This window comes from Microbacterium sp. F2, from assembly GCF_052274505.1.
In the GTDB taxonomy this organism is placed as follows: domain Bacteria; phylum Actinomycetota; class Actinomycetes; order Actinomycetales; family Microbacteriaceae; genus Microbacterium.
The window spans coordinates 483,665-500,960 of the sequence record NZ_JBNVBV010000002.1; the positions used below are offsets into that span (position 1 = coordinate 483,665).

Sequence of the window (17,296 nt, forward strand, 5' to 3'; positions counted from 1 at the left end):
CTTTTCGAAGGATGCTGGAGTTCATCCGGCCCCATCGTTTAGCGGCCTAGGACGCCGCCCTTTCACGGCGGTAGCACGGGTTCGAATCCCGTTGGGGTCACCCTACAATTGAATAAGCATGGCCCTGTAGCGCAGTTGGTTAGCGTGCCGCCCTGTCACGGCGGAGGTCGCGGGTTCAAGTCCCGTCAGGGTCGCTCCGAAAGCGACGGGCCCTTTTTCGGAAGGGCTCTTCGTATAGGACGCGGCAACTTAGGCTGCCGTGCGGCTCTGTAGCTCAGTTGGTAGAGCGCACGACTGAAAATCGTGAGGTCACGGGATCGACGCCCGTCGGAGCCACTGGCCCTTCTTCAGGCTTCTACTGGAGGAGGGTCTTTTATTTTGCCCGGTCAGCGGCGGTTTTTGTTCTGTCGTTGCGCGAGCGGAGCGATACGAACTGCCTCACGCGAATGCCGAATCGTCACTCTCGCCGGACCGATGGGCCGGTCTGGGGCCGGTTGAGGCTCGTGTGGACCGTCAGTTTCGCCTTCCGGGTGAACATCTGGGCAGTCCGCGAGGCAGCATCCGCACATCGGGCGTTCGATGGTCCCAGCGTCGGCTTGGTTGTCGCAGGCGCACTCGCATGAGCAGCCAGTACCGCGGGCCGGTAAGCCCAGTTCGATGCGCTGATTGTCGCTGACCTCGGATGCGAAGACAACGTCATACTCGATCCCGCCAAGGACCACCACCCGGCCCGAATCCTCATTTTTCATAACCCGCCAGTTTAGGCGGTGCTCACGACCACGACCAGTCAAGATTCAACTCGACGCGTGATTCCGCCGAGGAGGAGACCTGATAGTGGTCAGCGACCCGTGGCGTCGTCCAGCGCGTCCGTGAGGTCGGAAAGCTGGGTGAGCTCGAGGAGTTCAAGGACCCTCGATGCCTCGCGCTGAGACGGGGGGGACCGGCTCCCGGTCGCGAGTCGGGATAGAACCGCTGAGCCGTACCGCGGCAGCGAAGCCCGCCACGGCGATCACTGCCAGCGCGATGGCGGCGAGGATGAGGCTTTGGCTTCCGAGCCAGCCCGCGATGGGGTATGTGATTAGGAAGCAGGCGTGGGAGAGCGCGAACTGGGCGGTGTAGACCAGGTTGCGGTTCGCGGGTGTGGAGGCGTCGGCGAGTAGGCGCGAGGACGGCGTGTTGACCATCGCGGTGCCCATGCCGAGGAGCGCCCAGGTTCCCAGCAGCAGGAACCATCCGCTGGTGGTGGATTGCGCGACCGCGGTCACCAAGATGGCTGCGACGAGGCCAGCAACGATCGTGACTGCGCCCGCGATCATGGTCCGCACGACACCGAATCGGTCGACGATGGGAGGCGTGCTGATGGCGACGACGAGGGATCCGAGACCGTATGCGCCGAGCGCGAACGCGAGCCCGGCCGCGTCCAGATCGAAGACGCCGCGGGCATAGACGACGGAGTTCACGAGGACAATCGCGGTGCCCGCTGCGACGACAACGTTGGTGAGCATCAGGAAGCGGAGCGACGGGGATCGGGCGAAAACCTTCGCACCCATCGGGAGACGGCGCCAGAATCCGCCCGCAGCCGGGTCGCTTGCATGTGCGGGGATACGAGCGATCAGGACGAGGAGCGCCGATCCAGCAAACCCGACCGCGGTGCCCATGAACAGACCCGTGTAACTGATGGCCAGCAGCAACACCGCGGCGATGGTGGGGCTGAGGAGTGCTTCCAGGTCGTAGGCGAGACGGGACAGTGAGAGTGCACGGGTGTAGTCGCGCGCGTCGGGGAGGATGCCTGGGATCAGGGACTGAAACGCGGGAGTGAAGGTGGCCGAGGCGGACTGCAGCACGAAAACGAGGACGTAGATCTGCCAGGTCTCGTTCACGAAGGGCAGCATCAGGGCGATCGCGAACCGGATGGCGTCGGCGCCGATCAGGACGGCTTTCTTCGGCAGCCGGTCCACGAGGGCAGCAACGAGAGGGGCGACGCCCACATAGGCGACCATTTTGATCGTCAGTGCGGTGCCGAGCACGGACCCCGCAGCGTCGCCGGCGATGTCGAAAGCGAGGAGCCCCAGCGCCACGGTAAGCAGCCCCGTGCCAAGCAGGGCAATCACCTGCGCGAAGAACAGCGACCGATAGGTCGGGTTACGCAGCACCCCGATCATCAGCGGCGCTTCCGTGAATGGCGCGTGCCGCGTGCCGCGGGAACGGTGTCGGGGTCCGCGAGTTCATGGCGGCTGCGTCGCGTCGGGATGAACGTGTGAATGTCGACGAGCGTCGGCGGAGGCGTGGACCACAGGGTCGGGGACTTCACCCACCCCGTCAGATCGTCCGTGTCATCGGGGTCGTTGACTTCACCCACCCAGACCGGTTCGACTCCCCGATCACGGTCGTGCGCGTTCGGGACGACGACGATGACGTTGGAGTGCTCGCACGCATCCAGACACTTGCTGACCAGAACGTCCGCAGCGTCTCCCACGGCGATGCGGATGAACGCGAGTTGGGTCGCGTGGTCCACAGTCGGGTGCTTGCGACGACTGCCGCAGTCCCCACCCCGGCACACGATCACCACAGCGCCGTCGGAGTCCAGCGCCGACCGGGCCTGTGCGGGTCGTTTAGCGCCATCGTCCGCACCGATCCGGGGCGTCGTCTTGTGCGTGGTCATGTCCAGGCGCTCTTGCGGAGGAGCCTGAGCCCGTTGAGGGCGACGATGACGGTGGACCCCTCATGGCCTGCCACGGCCAGGGGCAGCGGCAGACTGCCGACCAGATCCCACGTCACCAGCACCGTGATGAACGTGGCAGCGATGATCAGGTTCGCGACGACGTATCGGTGCGCTTTGCGAGACAGGTTGATGACCGAGGGGACCGCGGTGAGCTCGTCGCGGATGATCACCGCGTCAGCCGTGTCTAAAGCGAGGTCAGAGCCGTGCCGGCCCATTGCCACACCGATGCTCGCGGCTGCCAGGGCGGGAGCATCGTTCACCCCGTCACCGACGACCATCACCGTGGCACCGTCATCCTCGAGCCGTTTCACCGTCGTCGCCTTGTCTGCCGGCAGTAGTCGGGCATGAACAACGCTGATCCCGGTGCGAGCCGCGATGTCAGCTGCGGTGCGGTCGTTGTCGCCCGTCAGCAGATGCACCGGCGATGAGGTCAACGCCTCGGTGCGGGCCACCGATTCGGGCGCGTCCGCACGGAGCGCATCATCCAACGTCAAGGTGCCGACCAACTCACCATCGACCAGGACGTCAACGACAGTGCCGACCGTCTGGGTTTCATCAGCGGTCTGCACCACCCTCACCAGGCGGCCGTCGACCGTTCCCTCGACACCATGGCCAGGGAGCGCCCGGAAGTTCGTGGCGGGGTTCACCCGCTGCGGTGCGGCGCGGACGATGGCGCGCCCGATCGGGTGCTCGCTGTGTTGCTCGACAGCCGCAGCCAACGCAAACACGAAATCAGCGGTGTGCCCGGGTCGTGCGGTCACATCCCGTACGACGGGGGCGCCGTGGGTGAGGGTGCCGGTCTTGTCGAACGCGACCAGCGACGTCCGGCCGAGACGTTCCATCACCGTCGCCGATTTCACCAGCACACCGTGGCGACCCGCGTTCGCGATCGACGCAAGCAGTGGAGGCATCGTCGAGAGGACCACAGCGCAGGGGGACGCGACGATCATGAAAGTGATCGCCCGCAGCAGTGCCTCACGGAAGTCGTTGCCCAGAAGTAGCGGGATGAAGAACACCAGCAGGGTTGCTGCGACCACCCCAAGCGAGTACCGCTGCTCGACCTTCTCGATGAACATCTGCCGCTGCGACTTGGTCTCGGACGCCTCGGAGACCATCGTCACTACCCGGGCGATGACCGACTCACTCGCAGGGCGCGTCACCCGGACAGTCAACGACCCGGTGCCATTCACCGTTCCAGAGAGCACCTCCTGACCGACCTCCCGGCGAACTGGCATCGACTCGCCCGTCATCGCGGCCTGATCGACCTCGCTGACACCATCGATCACGGCACCATCCGCGCCGATCCGCTCACCAGGGCGAACCAGGATCAGATCCCCCACCTGCAGCTCAGAAGTCGGTACATCCTCGAGCTCCTCCCGCTCCCCCGCGTAGGTGAGCCGGGTGGCCTGCTCAGGGGCAAGCGTGAGGAGGCTGCTGACCGAGTCAGCGGTGCGCTGCGTGACAAGGGCCTCGAGCGCGCCGCTGGTAGCGAAGATCACGATCAGCAAGGCGCCGTCGAACACCTGCCCGATAGAAGCTGCCGCGATCGCCGCGACGATCATCAGCAAGTCCACGTCGAGTGTCTTGCTCCGCAACGCGGTCAACCCGGCCCACGCCGGCTCCCAGCCACCCGCGACGTACCCGGCGAGATACAAGGTCCACCACACCGGCTCCGGAGCACCGGCCAGCTGTAACGGCCACGCGATCAGGAACAGCAGCAGCGAGAGTGCCGCCCACCTGACCTCGGGAAGTCGTGATCCGGTGACGAAGATCGAAGGCGGTTTGGGCAGCGCGCGGCCCCCGGGCCGCAGCCCGAGATCTGTCACGACGGTCATGCGTCCGCGCTCAAGCTTTCCTGCAACTTGACAGCGTCGGCGTGGTGGTGAGGAGGCGTGCCACCAAGACTGTGCTCCGCCTGGAAGATCGCATCCCGCACCAGCTGCGAAGCGTGCTCATTCGCGAGCTTGTAGAACACCCGCGTCCCCTCCTGCCGAGTCGACACGATCCGCGCCAACCGCAGCTTCGCAAGATGCTGCGACACCGACGCCGCCGGCTTCTCCACAATCTCAGCAAGATCATTCACAGACAGCTCGCCCGCCTCACGGAGCGCGAGAATCATCCGCACCCGCGTGGCATCCGCGAGCATCCCGAAGATCTCAACCGCCAACTCAACGAAATCACTCCCCGGCAGCCGACCGCAAATCCGCTTATCTGCATTCATGCATAGATAATAACAGTCTTGCGTCGGACTAGAACCCCAACGACGCAAACGCGGAAGGGTGCGTGGTGGGCGCCGCGTTCGTGTTCGGGACGTTGTTCGATAGCGCCGAAAGCTTCTACAGGTCCAGGGACCGGTCGCGCTCGACTCGCTCCTCGATGCGCCGGTATGCATCCTCATCGATTAGGTCGACCATGTGCGCGTATTCGACAGCCTCGAAACTATTGGGCCGGGATTCCCAATCGTCTGCCAGACCACGCGTGCGGTACTTCGGATCGAACTTCCAGGATTGAAGTGCGCCAACGAGTTGGTCCCGCGAGATCTCTCCACGCTCCGCGCTACGGACGATGTCCATCGCGGTCTTTGCGTCAATGAGATCTCTGCTGTCGTCGAGATTCATGGGTTCCAGTGCGAGCTTCGCAGATTCACGCCGTCTGCGAATCGCCGGATGAGCTTGCGGTCGGTGTCGGCATCACGATGAATGCCCTCCTCGTCAACCACATACAGGGTGAAGACGTCCCTACCGAGGGTGTTGTCGAAGCGTGCCTCGGTGGCGGCCTCCACGAGATCCCAGCTTCTGACCTGGATCGACATCCTTCCGGCACGACCGAACGTGTACGCGGCTTCAAGTCCGGAGAACCAAAACCACTGATCCTCGAGGCGAACGGCGAACCCGTTGGCGCGCTCGAGGTGCGGCGCGCTGATAGGGCTTTTGAGCCGCTCTGTCTGAACGACCTCGTCGTACTCGACGCGCATCACGATTCCTTCCTGTAGACGCTGACGTCCCATCCCGGTGCTTGCCGGTCCTCCTTGAGCGAATCACACACAACCGACAGCGGCGGCGGGACCAGCCAATCGTTCCAGCGCTCGGTCTCTCCTTTGTCTCCAGAAGCGAATCGATCGGGTCGCTCCCAGGCATCCCAGGCGAGCTCGAGCACGTGATGTTCTACGACGAGTGCGGCCCAGCGGTTCGCCATTGTGATTCGATCCATTGTTCGCGCCCGCGCTCCACCGACCGACACGAGACGCTTGCTACCGACCCGGGTCAGTCCCACTTTGAACTGACTTTTCTCCGGGAGGTGCAGCAAGTAAACCTCGTGAGGCTCCCACCAGCCGAGATCAACGTGCGGTCCATCGGCGTTGCGGGGCGGGATCGACAAGCTCGTGCGGGCATAGCCGAGCCAGGCGGCACGGATGCCCTGAATCCGTTCGAGCGGGTTGTCCCGCGTGAACACCTCGAACACGAAGGTGACGGTCTCGGCCATCAGGTCAGGCTCGGCACGGCGATCGGCGCGGAGCCATGCCCGACTTTGCGGCTGTCGCGGTATTGCTCCCCACCACGTGTGCTTCGAACGAGCCTGTGGCGGAAGCGGCCTGCCAATGAGCGCTTCGACGTCGGCGAATGCGAGCACGGCATCCTCGTCGTGGCTCACCGACCGCAGGTAATCCCCTAGGGGCGTGTAGACCTGCTCGAGCCGCGACAGCGACGCTTCTGTTGGTGAAGCCATCATTCTTCCTCTCGGGTCTCGGGGGCGGATGTCTCCCTCAGTTTTTGGGGTCATCGAACAGCGAGTCGATGGCGACTGCCGCGCGCTTGGCGACGTCGGATCGAGAACGGCTGTAGCGCTCGGTCATCTGCATGCTCGAGTGGCCGAGGACAGCTTGAACGTCGTTGGCAGAGGCTCCTGCGTCGAATAGCAGTGTCGCGAGCGTGTGCCGCAGGTCGTGAATGCGGAGGTCATCGCGCTGAAGCTGCGCCCGGACCGTCTTCCAGTCGATCGCGCGCCGGACGTTCGATGCGTTGATCCGGCCGCCACGAGGACCAGTAAAGACGAGATCGCCACGCTGCTTGCCTGCCATCGCCTCGGTCAGCGGCCCGACGAGCGGCGTCGGGATTGGGACGTCTCTCTCTTTGTGACTCTTCGGCGTCAGCTCGATCCCCCGCCCGTCGGCTCCGATGCTGAACGCGCGACGGACGTGAATGGTGCGATGCGCAAGGTCTACGTCCTCTATGCGCAATGCTGTCGCCTCATTGGCGCGCATACCTGTGTAGACCAGGCCAGCGATATAGCGCCGGTAGTGCGCATCATCGATCGACTCGAGCAGGCGTTGCACTTCCGCCGCGGTGAGGGCGCGTGACCGCAGGCTGTTCCCAACGTCGGACTTCGGTCGGCGAGCGAGCCGCGCCTGATTGAGCGGTACGAGATGCGCTCGAACAGCGCCATCCAGCAACCGGCTGAGCACTGATAGCGCGTCAATGCGCGTCGAGGTTGTGCCGGTCCACCCCGAGATCGCCTCCTCGATGACGCCTGCCGTCAGCTTCTCGAGCTTGATGTGCCCGAGCCACGGCTTCACGCGCAGCCGCCATCCCCGCTCGTACGCTCTCGAGGTCGACGCGCGCACGCTCTGCTGAATCACAGGCCAGTGCCGTGCATGCCACTGCGTCAAGGTCATGTCTCCGTCGGGGAACCGCTTCGTGAGCGTCTCGGCGCGAAGCTTCTTGGCCTCTGCCAGCGTCTCGACGTAGAAGCTCCGCTCTCGCTGCTCGCCGTTCAGCCCGATCGCCCAGACGCGGACTTGGTACTTGCCGCGGTCCGTGCGGAATCGGATACCATCAGGCAGCTGTCGCCGAGTCTTCGGATCGATCCGCCCACCCCGTTCAGTCGCCACCGCGGGTACCGCCTGCGTCGAGGAATGCCGTCACGGTAGAGGCCCGCCAGAGCATGTGCTTGCCCATATGCGCGTCGGGGAACGGGAACCGGTTCTGACGCCGCAGCGAGTCGAAGGTCGACAGCGGCACTCGGCAGAGGGCGGCGGCTTCGCGCCGAGTGAGGTAGTCGCTGTGCTGCTCGGTTTCGACGATCGCCGGCTGCTCGGCAACGGTCAGCGTTGGGGTGCTCATCGTGTGCTCCTTTGGGTGGATGGGTTTCTGCGGTCACGGGCTCGTTGATCTCGCCACTGCCGTGCCGCATCCGCGGCATTGGTCGCCAGCGCTTTGTCGCCGTCGGTGAGCCAGCCCATGCCTGCGTAGGCCCACGAACCCAGCACCAGCACCTCATCGGCCGTGATGTCGTCGCTGGGCCTCGCAGCCTCAAGAAGGCGCTGCAGGCGCCAGGTGCGACGGGCTCCGCGCAAGGAACCGAGCGTGACGGAGTATCGGCGCGACTTGGTCGAGAAGTGACCGCGGAAGCCGAGCATCCCGTCCCAGCGTTGGAGCTGACCGTACGGCCCTTCGACATCGATGGTCGCGGCGAGCTCGCGCACGGTCGACTTAATGCGCTTGATGTGCGCGCGGCCGGCGCCTGTCGGCTCGAGGTCCTCGGTCGCTTTTGTCGCGTACTTCGCGATGTACGCCGCCACAGCCCGATCGGATAGCGGCCCAGAGTCTAGTGATTCACTAGACTCCCCTAGATTTCGGTAGCTATCGTCGCGACGAACGATGGCCCGTGCATCGAACTGCTTGCCCCAGACCAGAGTGCGACCCCGCTCCTCCCCCGGCAACGGAGCAGCTACGGTGCGAGTGCTGCGAACGGCGGCACCAATTGCGCTCAACAGATGCGCTGTCGTGACAGCCGTGGGGGGTGCCGGAAACGGATGCTCCGGGTGCACTCCGTCAATGCGGATGATCGCGTGAAAGTGCACGACCCCGCGACGCTGGAACTCGGCGACCTTCGCGAACTGCAATCGAACGATTCGGGATGCCGCCCGCTGAGTGAGGCCGAGACTGCGGGCAAGCTCGCGCCGAAGCCGGATTGTGAACCGGCGCCAAAGTTCCGGCGCGTGGTACTGCCACACCACGTGTCCGACGTAGTCGTAGCAGTCTTCACAGACGGCATCGCCGCGTTGAGTGTCATCGATGTCGTGATGGCACCGGCAACCGGTCGGCCTGCCGTGTTCGCAAAGGCCCACGCGACGATCCGAGGCGGTTGTGTGCACCGCTCCGAAAGATGGCGCGGTGAGAGTAAGAAAGACCATCGGATGCTCCGCGACCTGCTCCGGGACGTCCTTCATCCCACCGGCGGCGCCCGCCATGATCATGTGCCATGTGTCGCCCTTGTACTCGTGGCTGCACGACTCGCACCGCCTGGACCGCCGGTTGCCGCACCGCGTGAAGGTGACTCCGTCAGATTCGTTCGCTGAGGCGTACTCGGAGAGAACCTCGCCCGACGTCTCGTGGAGCGTTGTCGACGAGCCCACGAGACGCACGGGGTTGTGGCAGTAGCCCGTGGCGGAGACCCCACGCATCCAGCGGTCGAAGTCAGGGCTACGGAGCCGTCGAGCGACCGATTCATCGAGACGCATCGGTCACCACCATCACGGGCACGGCACAGCCGATCGGATACGTCGTCGCGGAGAAGTAGTCGTCGTAGTAGACGACACGGCAGATCGTGTCGCTTTCGCCAAGCTCGCGCCGAAGCTCCTGCCACTTGATGATCTGAGCATCGGAGCACGAGTTGTTGGCGATCATCGGGCCGTAGTGCTCAAGCTCGTATTTGCCGGCGGCCGGGGTGTCGTAGCGGGCGCGCTTGACCATCGCGTCGTGGTCGAACTGCTCTCCGAGGTTGCAAGGAGCAACCTCGAATGCTCGAACCGGACGCGTCTCGCTGGAGGATGTCTCCGCGGGAGCGGGGGCTGCCGCACAACCCGCAAGCGCGGCGGCAACGAGGAGGATGCCTGCGACTGCGGCGCCATTCGAGTTCTTCATGATGCGGTTCCCTTTCGTGTGGTCGTGCGGGGTTCACGTCGTGGGCGCGGCTGGCGCGGGACGTCTGGCGGAGATTCGGGGGTGACGATCGGGATCTGCCGCGGTGCGGCGAATCTGGATGCCGTGTCGCGGATCATGTCGTCGGTGACGAGGCCAGCCCTTACGCGCTCGGGTGGCCTGCCGTCCTCGGGCAGCACGTAGGCGACGCCTGGGGTGTCGGGCAGAATCTCGTGACAGAGCGCGCCTGCTACGACTGCACCGTCGCCGAGGACCATCGAGGTCTCCATCCGGTCGCGGAGGCGTAAACCGACTGTCTGAGTGAAGAGGCCGCGCGCGGGCAAGGTTTCCTTGCGGGGATCCTGCAAACAGGCGAACACCACGAAGCCGACCGCTCTCCCCTGCGAGGCGAGAGTCGCGATGGCTGCGTTCGCGCGGCGAAGAAGATCCCGATCGGTCTCGTAGGCCGTAAGCGCCGCGAGTTCGTCGATGAGGATGACGACAGTCGGGCTGTCTTTCGTCGGGACGTGCTGCCGCGTCTTGCCAGCGAGCAGTCGTGCGCGGGCCTGCATCGCGTCGACCGCTTCTTCGAGCAGAATCACCGAATGCTGTGCGTCGTCAGCGAACCGCGTCAGCAACAGGCGACCGAGCGCGAGTTCCATACCGCCCTTGCGATCAACGCCCCACACTTCGACGAGACCACTGTGGATCGGCTCGGCAAGTCCGAGCAGAAGCCCCCACACGAGCGAGGCTTTGCCGCTGCCCGAGGATCCAGCTACGAGGGTGTGCGGCCCGAGCCGCAGGCGCCAGATCTCCCCCGAGGCGAAGATGCCCATCGGGACGGTCTTGCCATCCCAGGGCAGGTCGTTCTCAAGCCGGAAAGGCTCCTCCAGCGCGTCGGCGTACTCTAATCGCAGCACCAACGATCCGATGTGAGATCCCTCGACGACCGCACGCCGAGCGCCGAACGCCTGCGCCAGCAGTCCTGTCTGAGCTTGAAGGTGCTCACGTCCGAGACCTTGAGGGAGTGAGACGCGCAGGATGCATGTCCATGTGTCCCACACGGGATAGCTGATCGCTGGTGGCACCGTGCCGCGCGTCGCGTGGTCGGGCACTCCGAGGCCGAGGCGTATCGCGACGGCTGCCCAACTCCCGTGGATGCTCCGACCGACGTCCCGCTTCCACTTCTCATCGGGCTGACGCGGCATCCGACGAGCGGTGACGATCGCCCACGTCGCGACGAGCACGACCAGAGCGAGGATCGCCCAGTTGAACGCAACCTGCACAGCCGGAGCGGGAGGGAGCCACGTCATGGCGACGATGACCGCGAGTATCCACCACCAGCGACGAGCTACAATCCCGACCTCGTCACCCCAGGTGCGCAGCTCGCGCGGCACGGTGTTGCCCATCACTCTCCCCCGCGAGCCTTCGGTGCCGCTTTCATCTCGCGCGCCCGGAGGGAGTACGCGACGCGAGGACGCCCCTGGCCCTCCTTCACGTATGGGGTGACGGTGAGCCCGTCGAAGTAGGCCGGTCGGAACGGCAAGCCGTTCGACTCGGGCGGCAACGGCGGCTCTGAGATGCTGACGATCTTGACCGTGACCTCGCCCTGCCCCTTCTTCGCGTCAGGGTCGGCGTCGATCACTCGGACCTGCCAGAGCGGATGGCCCGTGACCTTGTCGAGGTCCTGCCCCTGACGCTGGCCGTCGTCCGACCACTTGACGACAGGTTCGACCTCGCCGACGACAAACGCGCCACGCGGGAAGAACGCCTCGAAGTTGACCGGGATTGCGGACTGAAGTGCCATTCTGTCTCCTATCTAGTTATCTAGACAAGTTGCGCTAGTCGCAACCGTCAGATGTGGATGGCTAGAGCCTTTCACTTGTCTAGATAGGTTGTCAAGACTAGATGGTCTCGGTTGTTGTCACCGGCCACGAGCCAGACCGCAAACCGAAGCTCGCAACCAGGGGCTGGTCCGACGCGTCCAGGCCGATACGAGTCACGATCAGGCTGTTCATTTCTCCGTCGCGCGGCACTCGAACCGACACCACCCACTGACACGCGCGAGACACCGCATCTGCGGCGCGAGCGTGAGCCCCCTCCAACTCCCCCGGGATGAAGACTGTCCCGTCGTCGCTGCGTGAGGGAATTGGCTCGAGGCGTATCGCGATGCCCGCGATAGGCCCGGCAGCGTGGCGAAGAGCCGATCGCGCCCACACGTCTTCAGACAGTTCGGCGGAGCCTCGACCATTGACTAGAACACCGTGAACTCGCTCACGCCATTCGCCCTCGTTTGAAGAAGTGGACTGGCCCATTTGAACCGGTGCCGGAGAGAGTTCACGTTGGACAAAGACTCCCCTACCTTGCTCTGACCGAACAACACCCTCGGCTTTCAAGACCCGAAGCGCTTCACGCGCAGTCATGCGCGCGACGTCGAATCTCGCGACGAGTTCCGTTTCCGACGGGAGCTTGGTGCCAGGCTGCAACTGATGGTCGATGATCACGCGCCGTAGCTCGTTCGCGATCTGGCGGTATGCGGGCACCAGCGCACCCTTCAAGCCGCTCAGCTCACCTACCGGGAAGTCACTCATCTAGACAGGATATCGTCCGTCCACCGACTAGCTGTGAGAACTTTCTTTACTCATTCAAGCCCGGCCTCCGGCCGGCGCGTTCCGCCACGCTGCACTGCGGTGCGTCCGGTCCTCGCTCCGCTGCGGTCCGGGCGCTCCTCGGCAGTGTGCCGCAACGCGATCCCACATCCAACATGGCAGCCATAAGCGCTGATGCCATGATGGCTCAATGGGGTATGAACCGTTCTCGATCGTTGACGTAGAGGTCGACGAGCACAATCCTCGATTCGCCGAGCCCGTTCTAGGACAGAGAGAAGCGATCAATGCGCTTCTCTCCCAAGGACCGGGAAAGCTCCTGAACCTCGCTGAAGACATAGCAGTGCTCGGGCAGCTGGATCCCATCAACCCGCCAATTGTCATGCGAGAGGGTAGCCGTGTAGTCGTGCTCGAGGGGAACCGCCGGTTCGCAGCGTTGAAACTCCTTCGCAATCCAGACATCGCCATCGCGCCGGCTACTCAGAAAGCGCTGGCCCGCATCCGGAAGAAGGCAATCGACCTCGGGCAAACTGGAGAGGGGCCCGGTCAGGTCGACTGTTACGTCGTCGACGACCGCGATGCTGCTCAGCGATGGATCGAGCTCCGGCACACTGGCCAAAACGACGGCGTAGGCACCGACCCCTGGAACTCCTACCAAAGCGCCGCATTTCGACCCCGCCCAACTGCCGAATACCGCGCAGTGCTCTTCGTTCGCAAAGTCCTGACTACGTTCGCGGACGACACGGAACTGGTCAACGACGTCCGAAGTGTTCGCGACGGTGGAAAGTTCACGAACCTTGCTCGCCTCCTGAGCCGACCTTACGTTCGCTCGCAGATGATGGTCGACATCAAGAACGATGTAGTGACGCTCGATCCGGAGAACGACCTGGCCAAAGACATTCTCTGCGTCGTATTCCACGATCTCACGACAATCAAGGTTGATTCGATCAAGACCGGAGACCAGCAAGACGACTACATCGATGAGGTCGTAGCGGCCGTGTCAGACAATCACCGCGAAGACAGCCCTGATGATGGGGCTAATACGGAGTCTGAGGGCGAGTACGCGCGGACGACAACACAGGGCGGGGCACCAGGCGGAGCCGGCAGAGGCGGGATCGGGGATGACCCCGGGCAAACGAGCGGCTCGGGTCCCGGTGACCGAGGGAACCAAGATGAGCCGATTCGTAGGCGGAAGAACGCGCCCAAGGGCGAAGCCCGAATCTTCTACGGACTTGTGCTGAAAAATGTCGACCTACGCACGAGCAAGCTCCTCAGAGAAGCGCAGAAGCTGAAGATCGACGATGCTGCAGGAGTCACGGCAGTCATGGTTCGAGTGATCCTCGAGATGGCAATGACGGATATCGGCGCTTCGCGCGGTTGGTTCGCGGAGAATGCGAAGCTTCGGACCAAATTTCGCAAGTCACTGCTCGCCCTAGATCCAGATGCCGAGAACTCCCAAAAGCGCGATAAGGCTCTGGACATGTCCTGGATCAAGACTCAGTCTGGCGACGGCGACGGCCTCGCGGTCGACGAGATGAACGCGTACGTTCACAACTTTATGGCTGTTCCAACACCCGACGCTGTCCGCGCGCTGACCACGACTTTTCGGCCGCTGTTACAACGACTGGACGACTTTGCAGGAGCCAACCCGGTATGAGATTTCGGTCCCTCAGCCCACTTCGTTACCCGGGCGGCAAGAGTCGCTTGGCCGACTACTTGGCACGCCTCGTCAGAGCGCAGAGCCCCCGTCCGCGTGAGTATGCAGAGCCGTTCGCCGGAGGAGCGGGTGCTGCTTTGCGACTGTTGGCGAATGAAGAAGTCCGCCACGCTCACATCAACGATCTAGACCCAGGGATTGCCGCCTTTTGGCGCGCTCTCTTTGCGTCCACGGAGGATTTCTCTCAACTCATCTTGGGCGCCAACCTGAATGTGGACGAGTGGCATCGGATGCGCGATATCTATGCGAATCCGACGCAGTACGACGATCTGGAGCTCGGGTTCGCGACGTTTTACCTGAATCGCACGAATCGTTCGGGCATCCTCAGGGCGCGCCCCATCGGAGGGCTTGAGCAGACGGGAAACTGGAAGATCGACGCGCGATTCAATCGCGACGATCTTGCAGACAAGGTCCGCTACGTCGGCGAGTATAGAAACCGCGTCACCGTCTCTGAGCTCGACGCTCGTGACTTCCTGGTCAAGATGGAGCGTGACGCCACCGACGTCCTCGTATATGTCGATCCTCCCTACCTCGTGCAGGGAGAACGCCTCTACCTTGATGGATTGTCGTACGACGATCACAAGCAACTCGCCGCCCAGCTTCGCGCTGTCAACCTGCCCTGGTTCATGACGTACGACGCGGACGAGCGGATTCCCAACGAGCTTTATGTAGGGCTTCGATGCGCGTCGTTCGATATCGCCCATACGGCCGCGACACAACACATCGGGTCCGAGTACGCAGTTTTCGCTGCGGGGATTACCGTCCCAGATCTTCAGATTATTCGCGGCAACACCGCCCGTTGGGTCGCCTAGCTGTGAGTTTGCCGCGTCTGGCGTAAACGGCAGCGTGGCCTGCACCGGCCACCGGACCCGCCCGATAGGCTCCAAACCGCGGGTACCGCGCCGAAGGTTCGTTTGGAGCCTATCGGGCGGGTCATCGATGACTCGTTGCACTCGCAACCGGCTTCAAGTACTGTAAAGACCGGTAGCGAGGGCTGAAACAGTGCCCCGCGCGCCGACTCGAGAAGCCCACGCCGCGTGCGTGGGCTTCTGCGTTGTGCGGTGTTTCCTCGATACTGGAGGCATGCTCCTGGCCTACATCGACGAGATCGGTGAGCCCGGAGCCTTCATCTCGCGGGATCACGAACGCTTCCACACCAGCCCTTCCTTCGGGTACGCAGGCTTCGTAATCGAAGCGGAGTGCGCTCGAGGCTTCGGTCAAAGATTTACTCACGAGAAGCGAACACTCTTCGCCTCCGAGTTGATCGATAACCCGAACCCGGGACAGTGGGAGAAGAAGGGCGCATCTATGTTCCGCCCGACCACTGCCGCCACCCATCCGCAGCATCTCAGAGTCTTCGCCGGCCTGGTGAAGACTCTGAGATCGATGCGCGGAATGCTCTTCTATTACGCCGATGAGAAGCCCCTCGGCACACCGAAGCAGACAAACCTGGACCCTGCGGCTCGCGAAACTGCCGCGATGCAAGAGACCCTCAACCGCCTCTGCACCTATGCAGAGCGGCGCGAGCGGAACCTACTGGTCATGATCGACCAGATCAACGAAAAGACTCGCGCTGAACGCTTGCCACAGATGTACGGCCACATCTTCCGTCGATCCGCTGACCGCCCCGAGATGAAGCGAATCGTCGAGCCCCCGATGCACGTCGACAGCGTTCTGAGTGCGAACATCCAGTTCGCCGATTGGGTCGCCGCCGCCACGACACGAGCGATCGACAACCAACTAATTCGCGACTCGCCCTACCACTGGGTACCAGGCTCATGGAGCCACACAATGTCCGGCAACTTCACGCACGAATCGAAGCTGCACCTGTGGCACCGCGGTCTCGACGATATTCACCACTCTGCGCTGTTCTTTAAGGAGCGGCCCCTCTACCCGATCGCCGCTGGTCACCGCGTTGGCGATGGACTGCCGAACGCGACGCTTAGGAAGATTCATGCCGCAGCAGTCCGTGCCGAAGAGGACCGACGCAGGAAGTGACTGTGATCCCGGGCCGGTCCCGGGCCGGGAACTCGGTTGAAACCATCGAGAACCAGCCATCACCAACGAGCACGACTTCCACGGAATCATGCGGCAATCGAGCATCAACTGATGCCCACAAACCCGTGTCACACAACTGAAAATCGTGAGGTCACGGGATCGACGCCCGTCGGAGCCACAAGGGTGATCGTTACAATCACCCCAGAAACCCTCGCCTGGCTTCTACATGGCGGGGGTTTTGCCTTGCGGTCTCAGTAGAGCTTCGACCGAGTCGCATCTACGAACTTCGGCACGCCGGCACGGGTAAGCGCGAGCAGGAAGTCATCGACGGTCATCGTCGGAGATTCGTACCCCGCGACGAGTTCTACCAGTGCACGAAGCGTCGGCGCGTGGTACAGGTCGAGCTGATCGAGAAGGAAGTCGTCGGGGTGGACGACTTCGAGGTCGAAGCGTTCGACGGCCTGCACCGGGAAGTCCCTGGTGTTGAAAGTCACCAGCACCTCGGCTCCGCCGCGTATGGCGGCAGCGAGAATGTGCCGATCCTTCGCGTCGTTCGTCATCGTCGGCACCAGATCCTCGTAGCCAGTGACCATTGCGTCGGCGAAGTAGTGTTCCATCGTGCTGACGCGCTTGCGGACGAGCGCCGGGTCCTCACCGTTCTTCACAAGGTTCTTCGCCAGTTCGAACAGAACATCCTGCGACCACAGAGGCCGGAACAATCCGCGGTCAGCGAGTTCTAGGACAAAGTCGTTGAGCAGCGCGCCGTAGAGAACGTTGGTGTCGAAGAAGGCGGGAAAGCTCACTCAGGGTCCAGCTCCGCACGGCGCTTCACCTCGACCGGGTCGCCAACCTGGACCTTCGCCCCGAGGCTGGCGCGCTGCAGCTCGCGCAGGGCAGAGCGACGCTCGGCGCGGAAGCTTGACTGGTATGCGACGAGATCCTCCAGACGGACGCGACGGTGACGACCCGGCTTGTCGAAGGCAATGGCGCCAGCCTCGAGGAGACGGACCAACGTCGGTCGGCTGATGCCGAGGAAGTCCGCGGCCTGCTGCGTCGTCATTGTCATCCCCTGCGGCACGATCGTGATGCCGTCACCTGCGGCGAGCGCGTTCGTCACCTGTTCGAGGATTCGGAAGATCTCATCGGGGATGGGGCGAGCGTTTCCGTGAGGGTCCACGAGAGCCGCCTTGGACGAGTTCTGCGAGAGGAAGACTTCGAGCTCTCGCATCAACTCAGCGAAGTCGAGGAGCTCTTCGCGAGCGTCAGCTTCGGGTAGGTAGGTCTGTGCCTTGCGGGCACCGCGGGGCATGTGGGTCGAGGTGCTCATAGCCTC

General features: G+C 63.5%; 19 protein-coding genes and 3 tRNA genes. 6 read left to right on the forward strand and 16 right to left on the reverse strand.

Translation table 11 applies throughout. The features are described 5' to 3' along the window. Positions 1-27 precede the first annotated feature (27 nt). From ACQVDU_RS07430 to ACQVDU_RS07440, 3 genes are all read left to right on the forward strand, one after another. Positions 28-100 (forward strand) — tRNA-Glu (locus tag ACQVDU_RS07430). 20 nt (positions 101-120) lie between these two features. Beyond that, positions 121-194, forward strand: a tRNA-Asp gene (locus ACQVDU_RS07435). A 69-nt stretch (positions 195-263) separates the two neighbouring features. Continuing rightward, a tRNA-Phe gene (locus tag ACQVDU_RS07440) sits at positions 264-336 on the forward strand. A gap of 566 nt (positions 337-902) precedes the next feature. On the opposite strand, the gene ACQVDU_RS07445 is transcribed toward ACQVDU_RS07440, so the two are convergent. The 14 genes from ACQVDU_RS07445 to ACQVDU_RS07510 all read right to left on the reverse strand — a co-directional run bounded on the left by ACQVDU_RS07445 (position 903) and on the right by ACQVDU_RS07510 (position 12,233). Next, complete coding sequence (locus ACQVDU_RS07445) at positions 903-2,162, reverse strand: MFS transporter (protein WP_443476714.1); 1,260 nt, start codon at positions 2,160-2,162, stop codon at positions 903-905. After that, positions 2,162-2,662 carry a hypothetical protein gene (locus ACQVDU_RS07450; RefSeq protein WP_443476715.1) on the reverse strand — a complete coding sequence of 167 codons (501 nt, stop codon included), beginning with the start codon at positions 2,660-2,662 and terminating at the stop codon, positions 2,162-2,164. The genes ACQVDU_RS07445 and ACQVDU_RS07450 overlap by 1 nt, the downstream gene beginning before the upstream one ends. Next, positions 2,659-4,557 (reverse strand): heavy metal translocating P-type ATPase, encoded by a 1,899-nt coding sequence (locus ACQVDU_RS07455; RefSeq protein WP_443476716.1) that lies wholly within the window; start codon positions 4,555-4,557, stop codon positions 2,659-2,661. The genes ACQVDU_RS07450 and ACQVDU_RS07455 overlap by 4 nt, the downstream gene beginning before the upstream one ends. Next, positions 4,554-4,943 carry an ArsR/SmtB family transcription factor gene (locus tag ACQVDU_RS07460; RefSeq protein ID WP_443476717.1) on the reverse strand — a complete coding sequence of 130 codons (390 nt, stop codon included), beginning with the start codon at positions 4,941-4,943 and terminating at the stop codon, positions 4,554-4,556. The genes ACQVDU_RS07455 and ACQVDU_RS07460 overlap by 4 nt, the downstream gene beginning before the upstream one ends. Before the next feature lie 115 nt (positions 4,944-5,058). Beyond that, the gene (locus ACQVDU_RS07465; protein WP_443476718.1) at positions 5,059-5,340 is read right to left on the reverse strand and encodes a hypothetical protein; all 282 of its coding nucleotides are present in this window, start codon (positions 5,338-5,340) and stop codon (positions 5,059-5,061) included. Then, the gene (locus ACQVDU_RS07470) at positions 5,337-5,699 is read right to left on the reverse strand and encodes a hypothetical protein (protein WP_443476719.1); all 363 of its coding nucleotides are present in this window, start codon (positions 5,697-5,699) and stop codon (positions 5,337-5,339) included. The genes ACQVDU_RS07465 and ACQVDU_RS07470 overlap by 4 nt, the downstream gene beginning before the upstream one ends. Continuing rightward, positions 5,696-6,448, reverse strand: a complete 753-nt coding sequence (locus ACQVDU_RS07475) for a hypothetical protein (RefSeq protein ID WP_443476720.1) — start codon at positions 6,446-6,448, stop codon at positions 5,696-5,698. Before ACQVDU_RS07475 ends, ACQVDU_RS07470 begins: the two co-directional genes overlap by 4 nt. A 37-nt stretch (positions 6,449-6,485) precedes the next feature. Next, a complete protein-coding gene (locus ACQVDU_RS07480) occupies positions 6,486-7,610 on the reverse strand; it encodes a tyrosine-type recombinase/integrase (protein ID WP_443476721.1) in 1,125 nt (374 codons plus the stop codon). After that, positions 7,600-7,842 carry a helix-turn-helix transcriptional regulator gene (locus ACQVDU_RS07485; RefSeq protein WP_443476722.1) on the reverse strand — a complete coding sequence of 81 codons (243 nt, stop codon included), beginning with the start codon at positions 7,840-7,842 and terminating at the stop codon, positions 7,600-7,602. The genes ACQVDU_RS07480 and ACQVDU_RS07485 overlap by 11 nt, the downstream gene beginning before the upstream one ends. Then, the gene (locus ACQVDU_RS07490; protein ID WP_443476723.1) at positions 7,839-9,242 is read right to left on the reverse strand and encodes a replication initiator; all 1,404 of its coding nucleotides are present in this window, start codon (positions 9,240-9,242) and stop codon (positions 7,839-7,841) included. The genes ACQVDU_RS07485 and ACQVDU_RS07490 overlap by 4 nt, the downstream gene beginning before the upstream one ends. Further along, positions 9,229-9,645, reverse strand: a complete 417-nt coding sequence (locus tag ACQVDU_RS07495; RefSeq protein WP_443476724.1) for a hypothetical protein — start codon at positions 9,643-9,645, stop codon at positions 9,229-9,231. Before ACQVDU_RS07495 ends, ACQVDU_RS07490 begins: the two co-directional genes overlap by 14 nt. Beyond that, complete coding sequence (locus ACQVDU_RS07500; RefSeq protein WP_443476725.1) at positions 9,642-11,051, reverse strand: FtsK/SpoIIIE domain-containing protein; 1,410 nt, start codon at positions 11,049-11,051, stop codon at positions 9,642-9,644. The genes ACQVDU_RS07495 and ACQVDU_RS07500 overlap by 4 nt, the downstream gene beginning before the upstream one ends. After that, positions 11,051-11,449 (reverse strand): plasmid replication, integration and excision activator, encoded by a 399-nt coding sequence (locus tag ACQVDU_RS07505; protein ID WP_228361259.1) that lies wholly within the window; start codon positions 11,447-11,449, stop codon positions 11,051-11,053. Before ACQVDU_RS07505 ends, ACQVDU_RS07500 begins: the two co-directional genes overlap by 1 nt. A gap of 97 nt (positions 11,450-11,546) precedes the next feature. After that, a complete protein-coding gene (locus ACQVDU_RS07510; RefSeq protein ID WP_443476726.1) occupies positions 11,547-12,233 on the reverse strand; it encodes a GntR family transcriptional regulator in 687 nt (228 codons plus the stop codon). Positions 12,234-12,441: 208 nt separating this feature from the next. Here ACQVDU_RS07510 and ACQVDU_RS07515 point away from each other — a divergent pair, with 208 nt between their 5' ends. The 3 genes from ACQVDU_RS07515 (at position 12,442) to ACQVDU_RS07525 (ending at position 15,963) form a co-directional block, all read left to right on the forward strand. Continuing rightward, entirely contained in the window at positions 12,442-13,905 is a 1,464-nt protein-coding gene (locus ACQVDU_RS07515) for a ParB/Srx family N-terminal domain-containing protein (protein WP_443476727.1), read from the forward strand. Beyond that, positions 13,902-14,777, forward strand: coding sequence for a DNA adenine methylase (locus ACQVDU_RS07520; RefSeq protein WP_443476728.1), 876 nt, complete (start codon positions 13,902-13,904; stop codon positions 14,775-14,777). The genes ACQVDU_RS07515 and ACQVDU_RS07520 overlap by 4 nt, the downstream gene beginning before the upstream one ends. Positions 14,778-15,048: 271 nt before the next feature. After that, the gene (locus ACQVDU_RS07525; RefSeq protein WP_443476729.1) at positions 15,049-15,963 is read left to right on the forward strand and encodes a DUF3800 domain-containing protein; all 915 of its coding nucleotides are present in this window, start codon (positions 15,049-15,051) and stop codon (positions 15,961-15,963) included. 251 nt (positions 15,964-16,214) lie between these two features. On the opposite strand, the gene ACQVDU_RS07530 is transcribed toward ACQVDU_RS07525, so the two are convergent. Further along, positions 16,215-16,766 (reverse strand): PIN domain-containing protein, encoded by a 552-nt coding sequence (locus tag ACQVDU_RS07530; protein WP_443476730.1) that lies wholly within the window; start codon positions 16,764-16,766, stop codon positions 16,215-16,217. Next, positions 16,763-17,290 carry a helix-turn-helix domain-containing protein gene (locus tag ACQVDU_RS07535; protein ID WP_443476731.1) on the reverse strand — a complete coding sequence of 176 codons (528 nt, stop codon included), beginning with the start codon at positions 17,288-17,290 and terminating at the stop codon, positions 16,763-16,765. Before ACQVDU_RS07535 ends, ACQVDU_RS07530 begins: the two co-directional genes overlap by 4 nt. Positions 17,291-17,296: the final 6 nt, after the last annotated feature.

Excerpts from the sequence above, each read along its gene's own strand:
- ACQVDU_RS07445 (WP_443476714.1), bottom strand. The coding sequence starts at position 2,162 with ATGATCGGGGTGCTGCGTAACCCGACCTATCGGTCGCTGTTCTTCGCG.
- ACQVDU_RS07450 (WP_443476715.1), bottom strand. The coding sequence starts at position 2,662 with ATGACCACGCACAAGACGACGCCCCGGATCGGTGCGGACGATGGCGCT.
- ACQVDU_RS07455 (WP_443476716.1), bottom strand. The coding sequence starts at position 4,557 with ATGACCGTCGTGACAGATCTCGGGCTGCGGCCCGGGGGCCGCGCGCTG.
- ACQVDU_RS07460 (WP_443476717.1), bottom strand. The coding sequence starts at position 4,943 with ATGAATGCAGATAAGCGGATTTGCGGTCGGCTGCCGGGGAGTGATTTC.
- ACQVDU_RS07465 (WP_443476718.1), bottom strand. The coding sequence starts at position 5,340 with ATGAATCTCGACGACAGCAGAGATCTCATTGACGCAAAGACCGCGATG.
- ACQVDU_RS07475 (WP_443476720.1), bottom strand. The coding sequence starts at position 6,448 with ATGGCTTCACCAACAGAAGCGTCGCTGTCGCGGCTCGAGCAGGTCTAC.
- ACQVDU_RS07485 (WP_443476722.1), bottom strand. The coding sequence starts at position 7,842 with ATGAGCACCCCAACGCTGACCGTTGCCGAGCAGCCGGCGATCGTCGAA.
- ACQVDU_RS07490 (WP_443476723.1), bottom strand. The coding sequence starts at position 9,242 with ATGCGTCTCGATGAATCGGTCGCTCGACGGCTCCGTAGCCCTGACTTC.
- ACQVDU_RS07495 (WP_443476724.1), bottom strand. The coding sequence starts at position 9,645 with ATGAAGAACTCGAATGGCGCCGCAGTCGCAGGCATCCTCCTCGTTGCC.
- ACQVDU_RS07500 (WP_443476725.1), bottom strand. The coding sequence starts at position 11,051 with ATGGGCAACACCGTGCCGCGCGAGCTGCGCACCTGGGGTGACGAGGTC.
- ACQVDU_RS07505 (WP_228361259.1), bottom strand. The coding sequence starts at position 11,449 with ATGGCACTTCAGTCCGCAATCCCGGTCAACTTCGAGGCGTTCTTCCCG.
- ACQVDU_RS07510 (WP_443476726.1), bottom strand. The coding sequence starts at position 12,233 with ATGAGTGACTTCCCGGTAGGTGAGCTGAGCGGCTTGAAGGGTGCGCTG.
- ACQVDU_RS07515 (WP_443476727.1), top strand. The coding sequence starts at position 12,442 with ATGGGGTATGAACCGTTCTCGATCGTTGACGTAGAGGTCGACGAGCAC.
- ACQVDU_RS07520 (WP_443476728.1), top strand. The coding sequence starts at position 13,902 with ATGAGATTTCGGTCCCTCAGCCCACTTCGTTACCCGGGCGGCAAGAGT.
- ACQVDU_RS07525 (WP_443476729.1), top strand. The coding sequence starts at position 15,049 with ATGCTCCTGGCCTACATCGACGAGATCGGTGAGCCCGGAGCCTTCATC.
- ACQVDU_RS07535 (WP_443476731.1), bottom strand. The coding sequence starts at position 17,290 with ATGAGCACCTCGACCCACATGCCCCGCGGTGCCCGCAAGGCACAGACC.